The organism is Crassaminicella indica, assembly GCF_019203185.1.
Lineage (GTDB): Bacteria > Bacillota > Clostridia > Peptostreptococcales > Thermotaleaceae > Crassaminicella > Crassaminicella indica.
In genome coordinates, this window is sequence record NZ_CP078093.1 from 2,326,268 (window position 1) to 2,343,788 (window position 17,521).

General features: G+C 31.6%; 19 protein-coding genes. All 19 read left to right on the plus strand.

The window, feature by feature from the left end:
• The first annotated feature begins 9 nt into the window (after positions 1–9).
• The 19 genes from plsX (at position 10) to KVH43_RS11140 (ending at position 17,518) form a co-directional block, all read left to right on the plus strand.
• The gene (gene plsX, locus KVH43_RS11050; RefSeq protein WP_218282583.1) at positions 10–1,023 is read left to right on the plus strand and encodes a phosphate acyltransferase PlsX; all 1,014 of its coding nucleotides are present in this window, start codon (positions 10–12) and stop codon (positions 1,021–1,023) included.
• Positions 1,013–2,011, plus strand: coding sequence for a beta-ketoacyl-ACP synthase III (locus KVH43_RS11055; RefSeq protein ID WP_218282584.1), 999 nt, complete (start codon positions 1,013–1,015; stop codon positions 2,009–2,011). Before plsX ends, KVH43_RS11055 begins: the two co-directional genes overlap by 11 nt.
• 17 nt (positions 2,012–2,028) lie before the next feature.
• Positions 2,029–2,973, plus strand: a complete 945-nt coding sequence (gene fabK, locus KVH43_RS11060) for an enoyl-[acyl-carrier-protein] reductase FabK (RefSeq protein WP_218282585.1) — start codon at positions 2,029–2,031, stop codon at positions 2,971–2,973.
• Between the two features lie 12 nt (positions 2,974–2,985).
• Positions 2,986–3,927 (plus strand): ACP S-malonyltransferase, encoded by a 942-nt coding sequence (gene fabD / locus KVH43_RS11065; RefSeq protein ID WP_218282586.1) that lies wholly within the window; start codon positions 2,986–2,988, stop codon positions 3,925–3,927.
• A 20-nt stretch (positions 3,928–3,947) separates the two neighbouring features.
• Positions 3,948–4,691: a 3-oxoacyl-[acyl-carrier-protein] reductase gene (fabG, locus tag KVH43_RS11070; protein ID WP_218282587.1), complete on the plus strand. Its 744-nt coding sequence runs from the start codon at positions 3,948–3,950 to the stop codon at positions 4,689–4,691.
• 24 nt (positions 4,692–4,715) lie between these two features.
• On the plus strand, positions 4,716–4,946 hold the full coding sequence (gene acpP, locus KVH43_RS11075; protein WP_218282588.1) for an acyl carrier protein: 231 nt from the start codon (positions 4,716–4,718) through the stop codon (positions 4,944–4,946).
• Between the two features lie 19 nt (positions 4,947–4,965).
• Positions 4,966–6,204, plus strand: coding sequence for a beta-ketoacyl-ACP synthase II (gene fabF / locus KVH43_RS11080; RefSeq protein ID WP_218282589.1), 1,239 nt, complete (start codon positions 4,966–4,968; stop codon positions 6,202–6,204).
• 155 nt (positions 6,205–6,359) lie between these two features.
• Positions 6,360–7,070 carry a ribonuclease III gene (gene rnc / locus KVH43_RS11085; protein WP_255547749.1) on the plus strand — a complete coding sequence of 237 codons (711 nt, stop codon included), beginning with the start codon at positions 6,360–6,362 and terminating at the stop codon, positions 7,068–7,070.
• Positions 7,071–8,147 carry an elongator complex protein 3 gene (locus KVH43_RS11090; protein ID WP_218282590.1) on the plus strand — a complete coding sequence of 359 codons (1,077 nt, stop codon included), beginning with the start codon at positions 7,071–7,073 and terminating at the stop codon, positions 8,145–8,147. It abuts the gene before it with no gap.
• Between the two features lie 153 nt (positions 8,148–8,300).
• The gene (gene smc, locus KVH43_RS11095; RefSeq protein WP_218282591.1) at positions 8,301–11,864 is read left to right on the plus strand and encodes a chromosome segregation protein SMC; all 3,564 of its coding nucleotides are present in this window, start codon (positions 8,301–8,303) and stop codon (positions 11,862–11,864) included.
• A 313-nt stretch (positions 11,865–12,177) separates the two neighbouring features.
• On the plus strand, positions 12,178–13,047 hold the full coding sequence (ftsY, locus tag KVH43_RS11100; protein WP_338028384.1) for a signal recognition particle-docking protein FtsY: 870 nt from the start codon (positions 12,178–12,180) through the stop codon (positions 13,045–13,047).
• Positions 13,048–13,131: 84 nt separating this feature from the next.
• Positions 13,132–13,494, plus strand: a complete 363-nt coding sequence (gene ylxM / locus KVH43_RS11105; RefSeq protein WP_218282593.1) for a YlxM family DNA-binding protein — start codon at positions 13,132–13,134, stop codon at positions 13,492–13,494.
• Positions 13,495–13,513: 19 nt separating this feature from the next.
• On the plus strand, positions 13,514–14,860 hold the full coding sequence (ffh, locus tag KVH43_RS11110) for a signal recognition particle protein (protein WP_218282594.1): 1,347 nt from the start codon (positions 13,514–13,516) through the stop codon (positions 14,858–14,860).
• A gap of 32 nt (positions 14,861–14,892) precedes the next feature.
• Positions 14,893–15,162, plus strand: coding sequence for a 30S ribosomal protein S16 (gene rpsP, locus KVH43_RS11115; RefSeq protein WP_218282595.1), 270 nt, complete (start codon positions 14,893–14,895; stop codon positions 15,160–15,162).
• Positions 15,163–15,187: 25 nt separating this feature from the next.
• Positions 15,188–15,418: a KH domain-containing protein gene (locus KVH43_RS11120; RefSeq protein WP_148809187.1), complete on the plus strand. Its 231-nt coding sequence runs from the start codon at positions 15,188–15,190 to the stop codon at positions 15,416–15,418.
• 82 nt (positions 15,419–15,500) lie between these two features.
• Positions 15,501–16,013 carry a ribosome maturation factor RimM gene (rimM, locus tag KVH43_RS11125; protein WP_218282596.1) on the plus strand — a complete coding sequence of 171 codons (513 nt, stop codon included), beginning with the start codon at positions 15,501–15,503 and terminating at the stop codon, positions 16,011–16,013.
• Positions 16,010–16,759, plus strand: a complete 750-nt coding sequence (gene trmD, locus KVH43_RS11130; RefSeq protein ID WP_218282597.1) for a tRNA (guanosine(37)-N1)-methyltransferase TrmD — start codon at positions 16,010–16,012, stop codon at positions 16,757–16,759. The genes rimM and trmD overlap by 4 nt, the downstream gene beginning before the upstream one ends.
• 101 nt (positions 16,760–16,860) lie before the next feature.
• A complete protein-coding gene (gene rplU, locus KVH43_RS11135) occupies positions 16,861–17,172 on the plus strand; it encodes a 50S ribosomal protein L21 (RefSeq protein WP_218282598.1) in 312 nt (103 codons plus the stop codon).
• 13 nt (positions 17,173–17,185) lie between these two features.
• Positions 17,186–17,518 carry a ribosomal-processing cysteine protease Prp gene (locus tag KVH43_RS11140; protein WP_218282599.1) on the plus strand — a complete coding sequence of 111 codons (333 nt, stop codon included), beginning with the start codon at positions 17,186–17,188 and terminating at the stop codon, positions 17,516–17,518.
• The last annotated feature ends 3 nt before the right edge of the window (positions 17,519–17,521 follow it).

Sequence of the window (17,521 nt, forward strand, 5' to 3'; positions counted from 1 at the left end):
GGTGTTAATATGAGAATAGCTGTTGATGGAATGGGTGGAGACCATGCACCTAAAGAAATTGTAAAGGGCTGTATTGAGTGCATTAATGAAGTAGATGATATAGATATTTTTTTAATAGGACAAAAAAATTTAATAGAAAAAGAATTAGAAAAATATGCGTTTGATTCTACTAGAATTAAAATAATACATGCATCTGAAATTATCACAAATGAGGATAAGCCAGTAAAAGCTGTAAGAAGAAAGAAAGATTCATCTATGATTGTGGGCTTGAATTTGTTAAAAGAGAGAAAAGTAGAGGCTTTTATTTCAGCAGGCAATACAGGTGCACTACTTGCAGGAAGCTTGTTTAATTTAGGAAGAATTAAAGGTATTGATAGACCTGCTATAGCTTCTGTATATCCTACAACAAAAGGGATTTCATTGCTAGTAGATGCTGGAGCAAATGCTGAATGTAAAGCAAGAAATTTATTAGAGTTTGGATTGATGGGCTCTGTATATGTTGAGAAGGTGTTAGGAAAGGAAAATCCGTCTATAGGATTAGCAAATATTGGGATAGAAGAAGGGAAAGGTACACAGCTAATAAAAGAATCCTTTGAATTATTCAAAAAAACAGACTTGAATTTTTGTGGAAATGCAGAAGTAAGAGATCTTCCAAAAGGAATTGTAGATGTTATTGTGTGTGATGGATTTGTAGGAAATGTAATTTTAAAGCTTACAGAGGGAGTAGCGATGACAATAATGTCTATGCTGAAGGAACAATTCACAAAAAATTTTATAAATAAAATAGGAGCAGCGATTTTAAAAGGGTCTTTGAAAGAATTTAAGAAAAACCTTGATTATACTGAGTATGGTGGAGCACCGCTTTTAGGGATAAATGGTGCTGTAGTGAAGGCGCATGGAAGCTCTAATGCGAAAGCTATAAAAAATGCAATCAAACAAGCAAAAATTTTTGTAGAAGGAGAAGTAGTTCAGATAATTAATAGGGAAATATGTAGAATAGGAGATGAAAATAATGCAGAATAAACTTAGATCAGTAGGGATATTGGGAACAGGAAGTTACTTACCAGAAAAAGTGCTTACAAATTATGATCTTGAAAAAATGGTTGATACGTCTCATGAATGGATTGTGAAAAGAACTGGAATCGAACAAAGACATATTGCAGATGAAAATACTGCTACTTCAGATTTAGCTACAAAAGCTGCTTTAAGAGCATTAGAAGATGCTGGAGTTTTACCAGAAGAAATTGATTTAATTATTGTAGCTACAGTTACACCTGATATGAGTCTGCCTGCAACAGCATGTATTGTTCAAAAAAATATTGGTGCAATGAATGCAGCAGCTTTTGACTTAGAAGCAGCTTGCTCAGGTTTTTTATATGGAATGACAGTAGGACAGCAATTTATTGCTACAGGTATGTATGATAAGATTTTAGTAATTGGTGCTGAAACATTATCTAAGATTGTTGATTGGACTGATAGAGGTACTTGTATATTATTTGGAGATGGAGCAGGAGCAGTAGTATTAGGACCTACAGAAGATGGAATGGGAATTCTTTCGATGACTATGGGAGCAGATGGAGAAGGAGGAAAATTCTTATTTACACCGGCAGGTGGATCAAGAATGCCAGCATCTGTTGATACTGTAAAAGAAAAACTACATTATTTAAAAATGGATGGCAGTGAAGTGTTTAAGTTTGCAGTTAGAATCATGGGAAAAGCTGCAAAAGAAGTCATAGAAAAAAGTGGAAATAATATTGAAGATATTGACTATCTTGTTCCACACCAAGCCAATATAAGAATTGTTAATTCTGCTGCTAAGAAGCTAAAGCTTGATATGGAAAAAGTATATGTGAATTTAGATAAAATAGCTAATACTTCAGCAGCATCTGTACCAATTGCATTAGATGAAGCGGTAAAGATGGGTAAGATTAAAAAAGGAGATTTAGTAGTAATGGTAGGTTTTGGCGGAGGTCTTACTTGGGGAGCAAGTGCAATTAGATGGAATAAGTAGTTTTAAGGGGTGTTTATATGATTAATTCAAAGTTGTGTGAAATTTTAGATATAAAATATCCGATTATACAAGGAGCTATGGCATGGATTTCTACAGCAGAGCTTGCTGCTGCTGTTTCTAATGCAGGAGGACTCGGTATTATTGCAGGAGGAAATGCTCCAGCGGAAATTATAAAAAAAGAAATAGATAAAATAAGAGAGTTAACAGATAAGCCTTATGCTATTAATGTAATGCTTTTATCTCCATATGTGGATGAAATTATTGATTTAGTTATTTCAGAAAAAGTTCCTGTCATTACTACAGGAGCAGGAAACCCTGGTAAATATATGAAAGACCTAAAAGGTGCAGGTACAAAGGTAATTCCTGTAGTACCTTCAGTAGCTCTTGCTAAGAGAGTTGAAAAGAGTGGAGCAGATGCAGTTATTGTTGAAGGAACAGAAGCGGGAGGACACATAGGAGAGTTAACAACGATGGTATTAGTACCACAAGTAGTAGATGCTGTAAATATTCCAGTTATTGCTGCTGGAGGAATCGGTGATGGAAGAGGAATGATGGCAGCCTTTTGTCTTGGAGCAGAAGGGGTTCAAGTTGGAACTAGATTTGTATGTTCTAAGGAATGTAAAGTGCATGAAAAATATAAAGAAAGAATATTAAAAGCAAAAGACAGAGATACGATTGTTACAGGAAGAAGCACTGGCCATCCAGTAAGGGTAATTAAAAATAAATTATCTAAGGAATTTGAAATGTTAGAAAAGTCAGGTGCATCTATAGAAGAAATTGAAAAATTAGGAGCAGGAAAACTGAAGCTTGCTGCTGTTGATGGTGATATAGAGAATGGATCTATTATGTCAGGACAAATTGCTGGGCTTATAAAAGATATTAAAAGCTGTAGTGAAATTATTGAAGAAATGATGAATCAAATGACAAATATTTATCAATCAATGAATTTCATATGTAAATAAGGAGTGAAGAAAATGTCAAAACTTGCTTTTGTTTTTCCAGGTCAGGGAGCTCAATATGTAGGAATGGGAAAGGATATTGTAGAAAATTTTGAAATCGCTAATAAAATATTTGAACAAGCTAGTGAAGCTATAGGGTATGATATGAAGAAGATGTGCTTTGAAGGTCCAGAGGAAGAATTAAAAAAAACTGAAAATACACAGCCTGCGATACTTACAACATGTATAGCTATAGCAAAAGTCCTTGAAGAAAAAGGAATAACCCCTGATATAAGTGCAGGTTTAAGTTTAGGAGAATATGCATCTTTAGTAATGGCGAATGTAATGGATTTTAAAGATGCTGTTTTATTAGTAAAAAAGAGAGGAAAATACATGCAAGAAGCAGTTCCATTAGGAGTTGGAACAATGGCTGCAATTTTAGGGATGGAAAGAGAAGATTTAGAGAAAGCATTAGAAAAAGCAAAAGAATTTGGAATAGTAGAGGCTGCAAACTTTAATAGTCCAGGACAAATTGTAATATCAGGAGAAGTGAGTGCTGTTGAGAAAGCGTGTGAATTTACAAAAGAGATGGGAGCGAAAAAAGCAGTAGTACTTCCAGTAAGTGCTCCTTTTCATTGTTCTATGCTAGTACCTGCAGGGGAAAAATTAGCACTTGAACTTGAAAACGTTAAGATTAATGATTTTAAAATACCAGTCATTGCAAATGTTAATGCTGATTACTATAAAGAAAAGACAGAAGTAAAAGATCTACTTGTAAAGCAAGTAAGTCATTCGGTTTTATGGGAAGATAGTGTAATAAAAATGCTAGAAGCTGGGGTAGATACTTTTATAGAAATTGGACCAGGAAAATCTTTAAGTGGATTTATTAAAAAGATTAATAGAAAATTAAAGAAAGAAATTTCCATATACAATGTAGAAAATATTGAGACATTAGAAAAGCTATTATCTAACTTTTAATATCAATAGGAGGGAAAGTAATGAATTTAGCAGGAAAAGTGGCTGTTGTAACAGGTGGATCAAGAGGGATTGGCAAAGCAATTGCTTTAAAATTAGCAAGTTTGGGAGCAAATATTGTTGTAAATTATACGAGCAATGCAGCAAAAGCTGAAGAAGTTGTAAAAGAAATAAAGGATATGGGGAAATTTGCTATTGCATTAAAAGCAGATGTTTCTAATGCTGAAGAAGTACAAAGCTTTATAAAAGAAGTTGAGGAAAAATTTGATACGATTGATATATTAGTAAATAATGCTGGTGTTACAAGAGATACATTACTTATGAAAATGAAAGAAGAAGATTGGGATAAGGTAATGAATATAAATCTTAAGGGTACATATAATTGCACAAAGGCAGTTATAAGAAAAATGATGAAACAAAAAAGCGGAAAAATTGTAAATGTAGCATCTGTTGTAGGGATAACAGGGAATGCAGGACAGGCGAATTATGCAGCATCAAAAGCTGGGGTTATAGGATTTACAAAGTCTATTGCAAAAGAATTAGGATCAAGAGGTATTAATGTGAATGCTGTAGCACCAGGATTTATTGAAACAGATATGACAGATGTTTTATCTGATAAAGTAAAGGAAGAACTTATAAAGCAGATTCCAATGAAAAAATTAGGAAAGGCTGAAGACGTTGCAAATGTTGTAGCATTTTTATGTTCAGATCAAGCAAGTTATATTACAGGACAGGTGTTAAATATAGATGGCGGAATGGCTATGTAATAAAGGTTGAGAGGAGGTGACAGTATGATATTTGAAAAGGTTGTTGAGATTATTGCTGATCAACTAGGTTTGGAGGAGACAGATCATATTCAGCTAGAAACTTCTTTGATGGATGATTTGGAAGCAGATTCTTTAGATGCAGTTGAAATTATGATGGCTCTAGAGGACGAATTTGATATAGAAATTCCTGATGAGGATGCTGAAAAATTCAAGAGCATAGGAGATATTGCTAAATACATTGAAGAGAATAAATAAACTGGGGGAGGTTATTTACTTGAAAAGAAGAGTTGTTGTTACAGGAATTGGAGCGATTACTCCCATAGGTATCGGAAAAGAAAGCTTTTTTCAAGCTTTGAAAGAGGGAAAAAGTGGAATTGGTAAAATAACTAAATTTGATGCAAAGGATTTTCCTGCTCAAATAGCAGGAGAAGTAAAGGATTTTGAACCAACAGATTATATAGATAAAAAAGAAGCAAAAAGAATGGATAGATTTACACAATTTGCTGTTGCTGCTGCTAAATTAGCAGTAGATGACTCTCAAATTGATTTAGACAAAATTAATCAACATCGTTTTGGTGTAATATTAGGATCAGGAATAGGTGGTATTGAAACCTTTGAAAAGGAATATCAAAAGCTTTTTAATAAAGGACCTAAGAGAGTAAGCCCATTTTTTATTCCAATGATGATTACGAATATTGGAGCAGGTCAAGTATCTATGGCTTTTGGTGCAAAGGGACCAAATAGTACAACAGTTACTGCATGTGCATCTTCAACTAATGCGATAGGTGATGCTTTTAAAATCATTCAAAGAGGAGATGCTGATATAATGCTTACAGGTGGAACTGAAGCATCAATTACTCCTTTAGCAGTAGCAGGTTTTTGTACAATGAAAGCACTATCTACAAGAAATGATGATCCAACAAAAGCTAGCAGACCATTTGATAAAGATAGAGATGGATTTGTAATGGGTGAAGGAGCTGGAATGCTTATTATAGAAGAATTAGAACATGCATTAGCTCGTGGAGCTCATATCTATGCAGAAATGGTAGGATATGGAATGAGTGCAGATGCATATCATATTACAGCACCTGCTCCAGAAGGGGAAGGTGCTGCTAGAGCTATGAAAAATGCTATTGACGATGCACAAATTAAACCTGAAGATATTGATTATATTAATGCTCATGGTACATCAACACCATTAAATGATAAAAACGAAACAATGGGAATTAAAACTGTATTTGGAGAGCATGCATATAAATTATCAGTAAGTTCAACAAAATCAATGACAGGGCATCTTCTTGGAGGTGCAGGAGCTGTAGAAGCCATTGCATGTGTGTTGGCGTTAACTGAGAATTTTATACCACCAACAATCAATTATACGACACCTGATCCTGAATGCGATTTGGATTATACACCAAATGAGGGAAGAAAAAAAGAAGTAAGATATGCATTATCTAATTCATTAGGTTTTGGAGGTCATAATGCAACAATTATATTGAAAAGATATGAATAATAATAGGAAGTCTATATGACTTCCTATTATTATTCTACAGCCTCCTTAAAACTAATTTCTACAGCCAAATAGCGATATAGCTTTTAAAATGAGGAAAAAAAGTGTACAATAAATATGATGTAAAGACTGTTTGATAAACATGAAGGAGGACATATATGGATAGCAAAAATATGGACAGGCAAGAAGTTTTAAAGGAACTTACAGAGAAAATAGGTTATACCTTTAAAGATATTGCTTTACTCAATGAAGCTTTAACACATAGCTCGTATGCAAATGAGAACAAAAAAAGAAACGGAAAACATAATGAACGATTAGAATTTTTAGGAGATGCTGTACTTAGTATCGTTATTAGTGATTACTTGTATAACCGTTTATATACATTACAGGAGGGAGAACTTACAAAAATAAGAGCAAGTATTGTATGCGAACCGTCTCTAGCTAATTGTTCTAGGCTTATGAACTTTGGCAAATATCTTCTTCTTGGAAAAGGAGAAGAAGTAACAGGAGGAAGAGAGAGAGTATCTATATTAGCTGATACATTTGAAGCAATTATTGGAGCTATTTACTTAGATGGTGGGCTTTCTAAAGCAAAAGAATTTATACTAAATAGCTTAAAAATGACCATTGAGGATGCAATAGAAGGTAAAATTTTCAAGGATTATAAAACACATTTACAAGAAATTATTCAAAGTGTAAATGATGATAAAATCAACTATGAAGTTATTGATGAAATTGGACCAGATCATAACAAGGTTTTTTATGTTCATGTAAAAATAGGAAATAAGGTTTTAGGAAAAGGTTCAGGAAAAAGTAAAAAAGAAGCAGAACAAAATGCAGCAAAAGAAGCATTAAACAAGGTGATGTAAATGGGAAAAAAACATTATATTATTCCTGTTTTTGTTCCTCATAAAGGTTGTCCTTTTGATTGTGTTTTTTGTAATCAGAAAAAAATTACTGGTCTGACAGAGGATATAACTCCTCAAGAGGTGGATGTTCAGATTCAAGAATATTTAAATACTATAAATAATCTTAATCAAAAACATGTAGAAATTGCTTTTTTTGGTGGGAGCTTTACAGGAATTGAAATAGAAAAACAGGAAAAACTTTTGCAAATTGCTTCAAAGTGGAAAAAAACAGGAATGATTAAAGACATTCGATTATCAACAAGACCTGATTATATAAAAGAGTCTATTTTAGAACGCCTAGTTACATATGGTGTATCCATTATAGAATTAGGTGTTCAGTCTATGAATGATGAAGTGCTTATAAAAAGTGGAAGAGGGCATACAGCTGAAGATGTGGTAAATGCAGTGAAAATAATAAAGCAGTTTCCTGTTAAGCTTGGTCTTCAAATGATGATTGGTTTGCCAGGAGATAATAAAAGAAAAATAAATGATACAGCAGATAAGCTTATTGATTTGTCGCCTGATTTTGTAAGAATCTATCCTACATTAGTAGTAAGAGATACATACTTAGAAAAGATGTATCTACAAGGAAAATATCGAGCATTATCCTTAGAAGATGCGATATCAATTTGCAAAAATTTACTATTAAAATTCTTAAAAGCAGAAATTCCAGTGATCAGAGTGGGACTTCAGCCAACTGAAAATATTTTACTAGGAAGAGAAGTTATCGCAGGTCCATTTCATCCATCTTTTCGACAACTAGTTGAAGCAGAAATATTTAAGGAAATGCTGGATTATCTGTTTTTGAAGGAAAATATAAAAAGCTTATGGATTGAAATGCAAGTAATGGATAGATATATTTCCAGCTTGGTTGGGCAAAAAAAAGCGAATGTAAACTTTATAAAAAATAAATATGATATAAAAAAAATAAAAATTATGAAAAACAATAATTTAAAAGATGGTGAGATTCATATTATTACTACATCTGGGGAGATTTTCAAGATAGATATGAAAAAATATGCTGATAATGCAATTTAAAATTTATCTAATAAAGAGATAGGTTTTAAATTGCATTGTGAATGAAAAGGTCTTCTCTTATATTTTTATAGTTCATTATTAAATTTTGATGTTGTTTATATGTAGATATGGTAAAATGATGAAAAGCAACTAATGAAGAAGAGGTGTTATAGTTTGTACCTGAAAAAACTTGACATACATGGATTTAAATCTTTTGCAGATAAGATTGAAATTGAGTTTGAAAAAGGGGTTACAGGAATTGTAGGTCCTAATGGAAGTGGTAAGAGTAATATTTCAGATGCAATAAGATGGGTTTTAGGAGAACAAAGTCCTAAAACTTTAAGAGGGAGTAGAATGGATGATGTCATTTTTGCTGGAACTACCAAAAGAAAACCAGTTGGAATGGCAGAAGTATCACTAACTCTTGATAATGAATCTAATAAGCTTCCAATAGATTATTCGGAGGTTACTGTAACAAGGAGAGTTTATCGGTCAGGAGAAAGTGAATACTACATTAATAAATCATTATGTAGATTAAAGGATATAAAAGAAATGTTTATGGATACAGGGGTAGGGGTTGATGGATATTCTATTATTGGACAAGGTAGAATAGATGAGATTTTGAATAATAAATCAGAAAATAGACGACTTTTATTTGAAGAAGCTGCTGGAATTGTTAAATATAGAAGCAGAAAAGAAGAGTCCGAAAAGAAGCTAGAAAATACAAATCAAAACTTAATAAGGGTTGATGACATTATTAGGGAGCTTCAGTCAAGAATAGAGCCACTAAAAGTACAAAGTGAAAAAGCGAAATCTTTTTTAGAATTGCATACAGAATTAAAGGATTTAGAAATAAATCTATTCATAAATGAAATTGAAACCTTAAAATATGATATAGAAGCTTTGAAGGAGCAACAAGACATTATACGAAATCAATTGTATCATTATGCTGAGAATAAAAAAGAAATTGAAGGAAAATATGAAGAAAACAAAAAAAATATTGAACAAATAGATGAAACTATAAATCAATTACAAAATAATATATTTGAAGCTGTTCATTTAATGGAGAGAAAAGAAGGAGAGTTAGTGCTTTGCAACGAAAAAGTATTTAACATTACAGAAAATACTGCAAGATTAAGCAATGAAATGAAAGAAATTGATGAAAATAAAAAGCAGCTTTCAGTGCAATTAGATGAAATGAAGGAGAAATTCAAAATTGAAAGTGAAGAGTTAGAAAATAAAAGAATTTGCTTAGAAAACAAACTAAAAGACTTCAATAAGGTAAAGAATGTATTAGAAAAAAAAGAAGAAGATATGGAAAAGTCTAAGGGAACGGTGATTGAAATATTAAATTCAATTGCTGCAATAAAAAGTGAAATGCATAGTTTAATTGCGCTTCAAAATAATATTATAAAAAGACAAAATCAAGTTGAGGAAGATAAAAAAAATATAGAAAATGAATTAGATTTACTGAAAAAAGAAGAAGATACTGTTCATGCTCAATTAAAAAAAATGAAAATTGATTTTGAAAATCTTAAGAAAGAGAGAAATATTACAGTTTTAGACATTGAAAGCTTGAATAGTACAATCAAAGAAAATAAAGAAAAAGAAGAAAACTTAAGACAAAAAATTCAAGAGCAGCAAACGACAAAGAAATTGTTAGAGAAAATGGAAAATGAGTATGAGGGGTTTCATAAAAGTGTGAAAAATACGCTGATCCATACTAGAAATAATCCTAGCTTAGGAAAAGGAATATATGGTGTAGTAACAGAACTGATTAATGTTCCAAAAGGCTTTGAGATTGCTGTTGAAGTTGCATTAGGGAGTGCTATGCAAAATATTATTTGTGAAACAACTAACGATGCAAGCAGGGTGATTGATTATTTAAAGAAAAATAAGTTAGGGAGAGTAACTTTTTTACCTAAGGATCGATTTAATAAAAAATCTTTTCATAAAGATGAACTTGAGGATATAAAGGGTTTTATAGGATTTGCCATAGATATTATTGATTTTCCAAAAGAATATGAAAACATATTGCATTATTTACTGGGCAGAGTTGTATTTGTGGATAAGATAGAAAACGGAATAATCCTTGCAAAAATGAAAAAAAACAAATATAAAATTGTATCCTTAGAGGGGGATATTATAAATCCTAGTGGTGCTATAACAGGAGGTAGCTATCGTTCAAAAACGTTAAATATTTTAAGCAGAAAAAGGGAAATAGAAGAAATAAATAGCAGTATTAAGGTGTTAAGTGTAGAATATGAAAAAATAATGAAGAGGCTTCACGAAGATGAAAAAAAATTAACAGCCCTTAAAGAGCAATTAAGTGAGCAGGAGCAGTCATTAAAAGAAAAGGAGATTGCTTTTATCAATACAGAAAACAAGAAAAATCAGCTTAAAAAGGAAATGAAAAATTATCAAGATATGATGCAGCGTTTTCTATTTGAAATAGAGCAGTTAGCTATTGATCATAATGAAACTGAAAAAAATATTGAAATAAAGAATATTAAAATAGAAAAGCTTCAGATGAAAGAGAAAGAAATACAAGATAGAGTATCAAATAGTAAAAGTTCATATGATGAGGAGCGATTACAAAAGGAAAAGTTAAGTAGTGAAGTAACAAATTTAAAGATAGAGATTGCTTCATTAGAGCAAAAAAAGAAGCATATTTATCAAAATATGAATGCAGTAGAATTAAAAATGAAAGAACTAGATGATTTGAAAAATCATAAACAAACAGAAATTGATAAATTGATGAAAAATAAAAAATTATTACTTGAGCAGTTAAATATATTGGAAATAGAAATGAAAGATGCAGATGTTTTAAAAAAACAATGCGAATTTAATTTAGGACAAGAAAAAGCTAAAAGAAAAGAAGCACATAAGAATTTTGAAGAAGTAGAAGAAAAAGTAAAAAAAATAAATCAAATGGTAGCATCGCTACAGGATAGTCTTCATAAAATCGAAGTAAAGCTTACAAGGCTTGAAATACAGCAAGAATCGTATTTCAATAAATTGTGGGAAAGCTATGAAGTTACGTATGCTGAAGCTTTAACCTTTAAAAAAGAAGATATTAATTTATCCGAATCCTCAAAAAGAATCAAAATTTTAAAGAAAAAAATAAAAGATTTAGGAAGTGTAAATTTAAATGCAATTGAAGAATATAAAGCAGTGATGGAAAGATATGAATTTTTAACTGGACAAAAAGAAGATTTAACTGCTGCTATCGATTCACTTAAAAAAGTAATTAAAGAAATGGAAAATACAATGAGAATACAATTTAAGGAAAACTTTGAGAAGATTAGAGTGCATTTTAATGAAGTTTTCAAAAAATTATTTGGTGGTGGAAAAGCAGAATTAAGACTTGAAAATGAGGAAGATATTCTTTCTTCTAAAATAGAAATTATTGCACAACCTCCAGGAAAAAAATTACAAAATTTATCTTTGCTTTCAGGGGGAGAAAGAGCATTAACAGCTATTGCATTATTATTTGCTATTTTAAAAATAAAGCCTACACCTTTTTGCATATTAGATGAAATAGAAGCAGCTTTAGATGATGCGAATGTTTATAGATATGCAGACTTTTTGAAAGAATTTTCTAAAGAAACGCAATTTATTGTAGTAACTCATAGGAAAGGAACTATGGAATCTGCAGATGCTTTGTATGGAGTAACTATGCAAGAACATGGCGTTTCAAAATTAGTATCTGTAAAACTTACTGAAAAGGTTAGCTAAATTGGAGGGAATAAATATGTTTAAAAAATTCATAGCTAAATTTAAAAAGGATAATAAGAAGCCTACAAAAATCCAAGAGGAAAATATTCAAGTAAATGAGAAAGAAAATGTTATACAAGAGCATATTGAAGAGACTAATGATATTGAATTTGAAAATGAAGAAACAAAAAATGAAGAAGAAAAGATAGAAGAGATTACTCAAGAGTTAGAGAAAAGAGAAGAAGAACAAACTCAAAAGCAAGAACAAAAAGTAGAGAAAAAATTAAGCTTTTTTGCAAAGTTAAAGAAAGGGCTTACAAAAACACGAGAAGGAATAGCTGGAAAAATAGATGAAGTACTAAAATCTTATAAAAAAGTTGATGAGGAATTATTTGAAGAGCTTGAAGAAATATTGATTACATCGGATGCAGGTGTTCATACGACAATGGAAATTATTGATAAATTAAGAAGTATGGCAAAGGAGAGAAAGATTACAGAAGCACAGGATTTAAAAGAATTGTTAAAAGAGATTTTAGGAGAGCTATTGGATATGGATAAGTCACATGATTTAAATGTAGTACCATCTCCTGCAATAATTTTGATGGTAGGTGTAAATGGAGTTGGAAAGACTACTTCTATAGGAAAAATTGCTCATCAGTTTAAATCTCAAGGAAAAAAAGTATTATTAGCAGCAGGTGATACATTTAGAGCAGCAGCTATTGATCAATTAGAGATTTGGGGAGATAGAGTAGGTGTGGATGTTATCAAGCATCAAGAGGGTGCAGATCCTGCAGCAGTAATATATGATGCTATTCAATCAGCAAAAGCTAGGAAAATAGATGTACTTATTTGTGATACAGCAGGAAGACTTCACAATAAAAAGAATTTGATGAACGAATTAGGGAAAGTTGCAAAGGTTGTCGACAGAGAATATCCAGAAGCTAAAAAAGAAACTCTTTTAGTTTTAGATGCTACAACAGGACAAAATGCAATCCAACAAGCAAAGATTTTTAAAGAAGTTACCAATATAACTGGTGTCGTATTAACGAAATTAGATGGAACTGCTAAAGGTGGTGTTGTTCTCGGTATTAGTTCAGAACTTGATATTCCTGTAAAATTGATTGGTGTAGGAGAGGGGATGGATGATTTACAAAAATTTATCCCACAAGATTTTGTGAATGCATTATTTGAAGAAGAAAATTAAAAAAATATTGACAGCGTAGGAAATGTAGGTTAAAATACATCTGTAAAGCGAAAAACCTTTACACTTTTGTTAGGAAGTGTTATAATGTTTGAGAAGATAGTCCAAATGAGTCTTTTATATGATTTTTATGGACAGTTGCTTACAAAGAAACAACAGCAAGTACTAGGGCTATATTATAATGATGATTTGTCATTAGGGGAAATTGCAGAACAGCTAGGAGTTAGTAGGCAAGCTGTATATGATACTATAAAGCGATCAGAAAAGCTGTTGTTTGAATATGAAAAAAAATTAAAGTTAGTGTATAAATTTTCCGTTACAAAAAAGCAAATAGAAGAAATTTTAAAAATTATAGAAAAGATTGAGCATAATAAATATGAAAAAGAACTTTTTGTATTAGAAGAGATCAAAAAGATACAGGATATTGCTTATGATATATTAGAAAAATAGCCCCTTAGGAGGTGGCGAGATGGTTTTTGAAGGATTAGCAGATAAGCTTCAAGGTGCTTTAAAAAAATTAAAAAGCAAGGGTAAGCTAACTGAAAAAGATGTAAAAGAAGCTATGAGAGAAGTAAAGCTTGCGTTGCTTGAAGCAGATGTTAACTTTAAAGTTGTAAAAGATTTTATTAATAAAGTAAAAGAAAGAGCTATTGGCATAGAAGTTATGGAAAGCTTAACTCCGGGTCAGCAGGTAATTAAAATTGTTAATGAAGAGCTGACAGCTTTGATGGGAACAACACAAAGCAAGTTGTCTTTTTCATCTAAACCTCCCACGGTGTATATGTTAGTAGGATTACAGGGAGCTGGTAAGACTACAACAAGTGGTAAATTAGGTGGAAACTTAAAAAAAATGGGTAAAAGACCTTTATTGGTTGCTGGAGATATTTACAGACCAGCAGCTATTAAGCAATTACAAGTTGTAGGAAGCCAATTAGATGTTCCTGTATTTTCTATGGGAGATAAAGTGAGTCCTGTTAATATTGCAAAAGCAGGGGTAGAACATGCAAAGCAGCATGGAAATGATGTAGTCATTATTGATACGGCAGGTAGACTTCACATAGATGAAAACTTGATGGATGAACTAGAAGATATTAAAAAAGAAGTAAAACCTCAAGAAATACTATTAGTCGTAGATGCGATGACAGGTCAAGATGCTGTCAATGTTGCAGAAAGTTTTAATGAAAAGTTAGGCATTGATGGTGTTATACTAACAAAGTTAGATGGAGATACAAGAGGTGGAGCTGCTTTATCTGTACGTGCTGTAACCCAAAAGCCTATAAAATTTGTTGGTATGGGTGAAAAGCTAACAGACCTAGAGCCTTTTTATCCAGATAGAATGGCTTCTAGAATATTAGGGATGGGTGATGTTTTAAGTTTAATAGAAAAGGCCCAAGCTAATTTTGATGCTAAAAAAGCAAAGGAATTAGAGAAAAAAATAAGAAGCCAGGAGTTTTCTTTTGAAGACTTTTTAGAGCAATTACAGCAAATGAAAAGTATGGGGTCTATGAGTCAACTTCTTGAAATGATTCCAGGCATGAACAGTAAGCAATTAAGAAATATGGAAATAGATGATAAAGAGCTGATTCATATAGAAGCAATGATTCAGTCCATGACAAAGGAGGAAAGAAGAAATCCTTCTATGATCAATGGTAGTAGAAGAAAAAGAATTGCTAAGGGCAGTGGTATGCCTGTTAGTAAAGTGAACAGTCTTTTAAAGCAATTTGCTCAAACAAAGAAGATGATGAAGCAATTTGCAGATATGGGAAAAAGTATGAAAAAGGGTGGAAAAATAAGATTTCCATTCTTTGGAAGATAAATAGGAATTGTATTTTAAAGGAGGTGAATAAAATGGCAGTAAAAATTAGATTAAAAAGAATGGGAGCTAAAAAGAAGCCTTTCTATAGACTTGTAGTTGCAGATTCTCGTTCACCTAGAGATGGTAGATTTATTGAAGAATTAGGATACTACAATCCAGTTGTTGAGCCTGTTGAGGTGAAAATTGATGATGAAAAAGCTATAAAATGGCTTAAAAATGGTGCTCAGCCAACTGATACTGTAAGAGATTTATTTAAAAAATATGGTGTTATAGAAAAGTTTGAGCAGTCAAAGAAAGCTTAGTTTGTGCTTTCAGGGGGTGTAAAAAATGGGTGAATTAGTAAAAACAATAGCTAAAGCTTTAGTGGATAACCCAGATGAAGTTTTTGTTACTGAAATAGAAGGAAGACAATCACTAATTGTAGAATTAAAGGTTGCCCCAGAAGATATGGGTAAAGTTATTGGAAAACAAGGTAGAATAGCAAAAGCTATAAGAACTGTTGCAAAGGCTGCTGCAACAAAAGAAAATAAAAGAGTAGTTGTAGAGATTATTCAATAGTTTATAAAAGGATTAGGGATACCTAATCCTTTTATAATACATAATAATAATATAAAAACCTTTTATAAGGGTAGGTGTGAATATGCCAACATTGCTAAAAGTAGGACAAATTGTAAATGTACAGGGAATTCGCGGAGAACTAAGGGTTTATCCTCTAACAGATTATAAAGAAAGATTTGAGGAATTAGAATGGGTTTATATGGAAAATAATAGAGAAGATAAATTCTATATAGAAAAAGTTAGATACAAAAACAATTTAGTTATATTAAAATTAAAGGGAATAGATGATAGAAATGAAGCTGAAAGGCTTAAAAATAAGTTTCTTACTATAGATAGAGAAAATGCAAGAGTTCTTCCAGAAGATACTTACTATATTGTTGATTTAATTGGTCTAAAAGTTTTTACAGATAAAGAGAAATTCATTGGAAATGTTAAAAATGTTATTCAAAATGCAGGACAGGATTTATATGAAATTGCAGATGCTGAAAATCCTAAAAAAACTATATTGATTCCAGCAGTAGGTGCTTTTATAAAGGAAGTTAGCATAGAAAAAGGGCATATTATTGTAACGCCCATTGAAGGACTGATAGAATGAAAATAGATATTTTAACCCTTTTTCCAAATATGTTTAAGATTCCTTTGGGGGAAAGTATTATTGGAAGAGCTAGAGAAAAGGGAATTCTTAATATAAATGTGATAAATATTCGAGATTATAGTGAGAATAAGCATAAAAAAGTTGATGATTATCCATATGGTGGGGGTGCAGGTATGGTTATGCAGCCTCAGCCTATAGATACTGCATTAGAAGCAATCGATGCAAAGAACCATAAAATTATTTATATGTCTCCTAAAGGAAAAACATTTAATCAAGAAATGGCTAAGGAGCTTGCAAAAGAAGAAAGATTAATTTTTATATGTGGACACTATGAAGGGATTGATCAAAGAGTGATTGATCACTGGGTTACAGATGAAATTTCTATTGGAGATTATGTACTTACAGGTGGAGAACTGCCTACTATGGTGGTAATCGATGCAGTTTCAAGACTTATTCCTGGTGTATTAGGACAGGAAGAATCTTTTATGGATGAATCATTTTATAATGGATTGTTAGAGTATCCACAGTATACCCGTCCGAGTGAATATAAAAATATGAAAGTTCCAGATATTTTGTTATCAGGGAATCATAAAAAAATCGAAGAATGGAGAAAGCTACAAGCTCTAAAGATTACAAAGAAAAATAGACCTGATATGTTTGAAAAATATATAAATGGTAAAAATTTAAATAAAGAAGAAAAAAAGTTGATACAAAAATTATTAGAAGATAAAAGGTTGACTTTTTAAAATTATTATGATAACATATGTATCTGTAGGTAGCCGCACAAATCGGGTTGAAAACTTATGTTACCTAGCATTTGGCGAGTCTGGTTAGAGGAGGTGTAATAATGTACGCAATTATTGAAACAGGTGGAAAGCAATATAAAGTTCAAGAAGGAGATACTTTATTCGTTGAAAAATTAGAAGCGAATGAAGGAGAAACTGTTGAATTTGATAAGGTGTTAGCTGTATCAAAAGATGGTAGCCTTTCTGTAGGAACACCAGTTGTAGATGGTGCAAAAGTTTCTGCAACTGTAGTAGAAAACGGTAAAGCTCCAAAAGTGATTGTATTTAAATACAAAGCTAAAAAAGACTATAGAAGGAAGCAAGGACATCGTCAACCTTATACAAAGATCAAAATTGAAAAAATCAATGGATAAGGTTAGTAGATAAATGATAAAAATTTATATTTATCGAGATGAAAATAAAAATATAACATCTTATTCAGTAAAAGGACATGCAAATGCAGCTAAATATGGTGAAGATATTGTTTGTGCAAGTATTAGTATACTAGCACAAACGACGATTCTTGCATTACATGAATTACTTTCTATAGATGTTATATATGAAATGAAAGACGGATGGTTATACTGCAAATTACCAGAAGGTCTTTCAAATGATATTAGAGAAAAAGCTAATTTAATTATGAATACAATGATCATAGGGATCAAGGGAACTCAAGAAATGTATAGTGAGTTTATAGAGTTTCATGATGAGGAGGTGTAACTA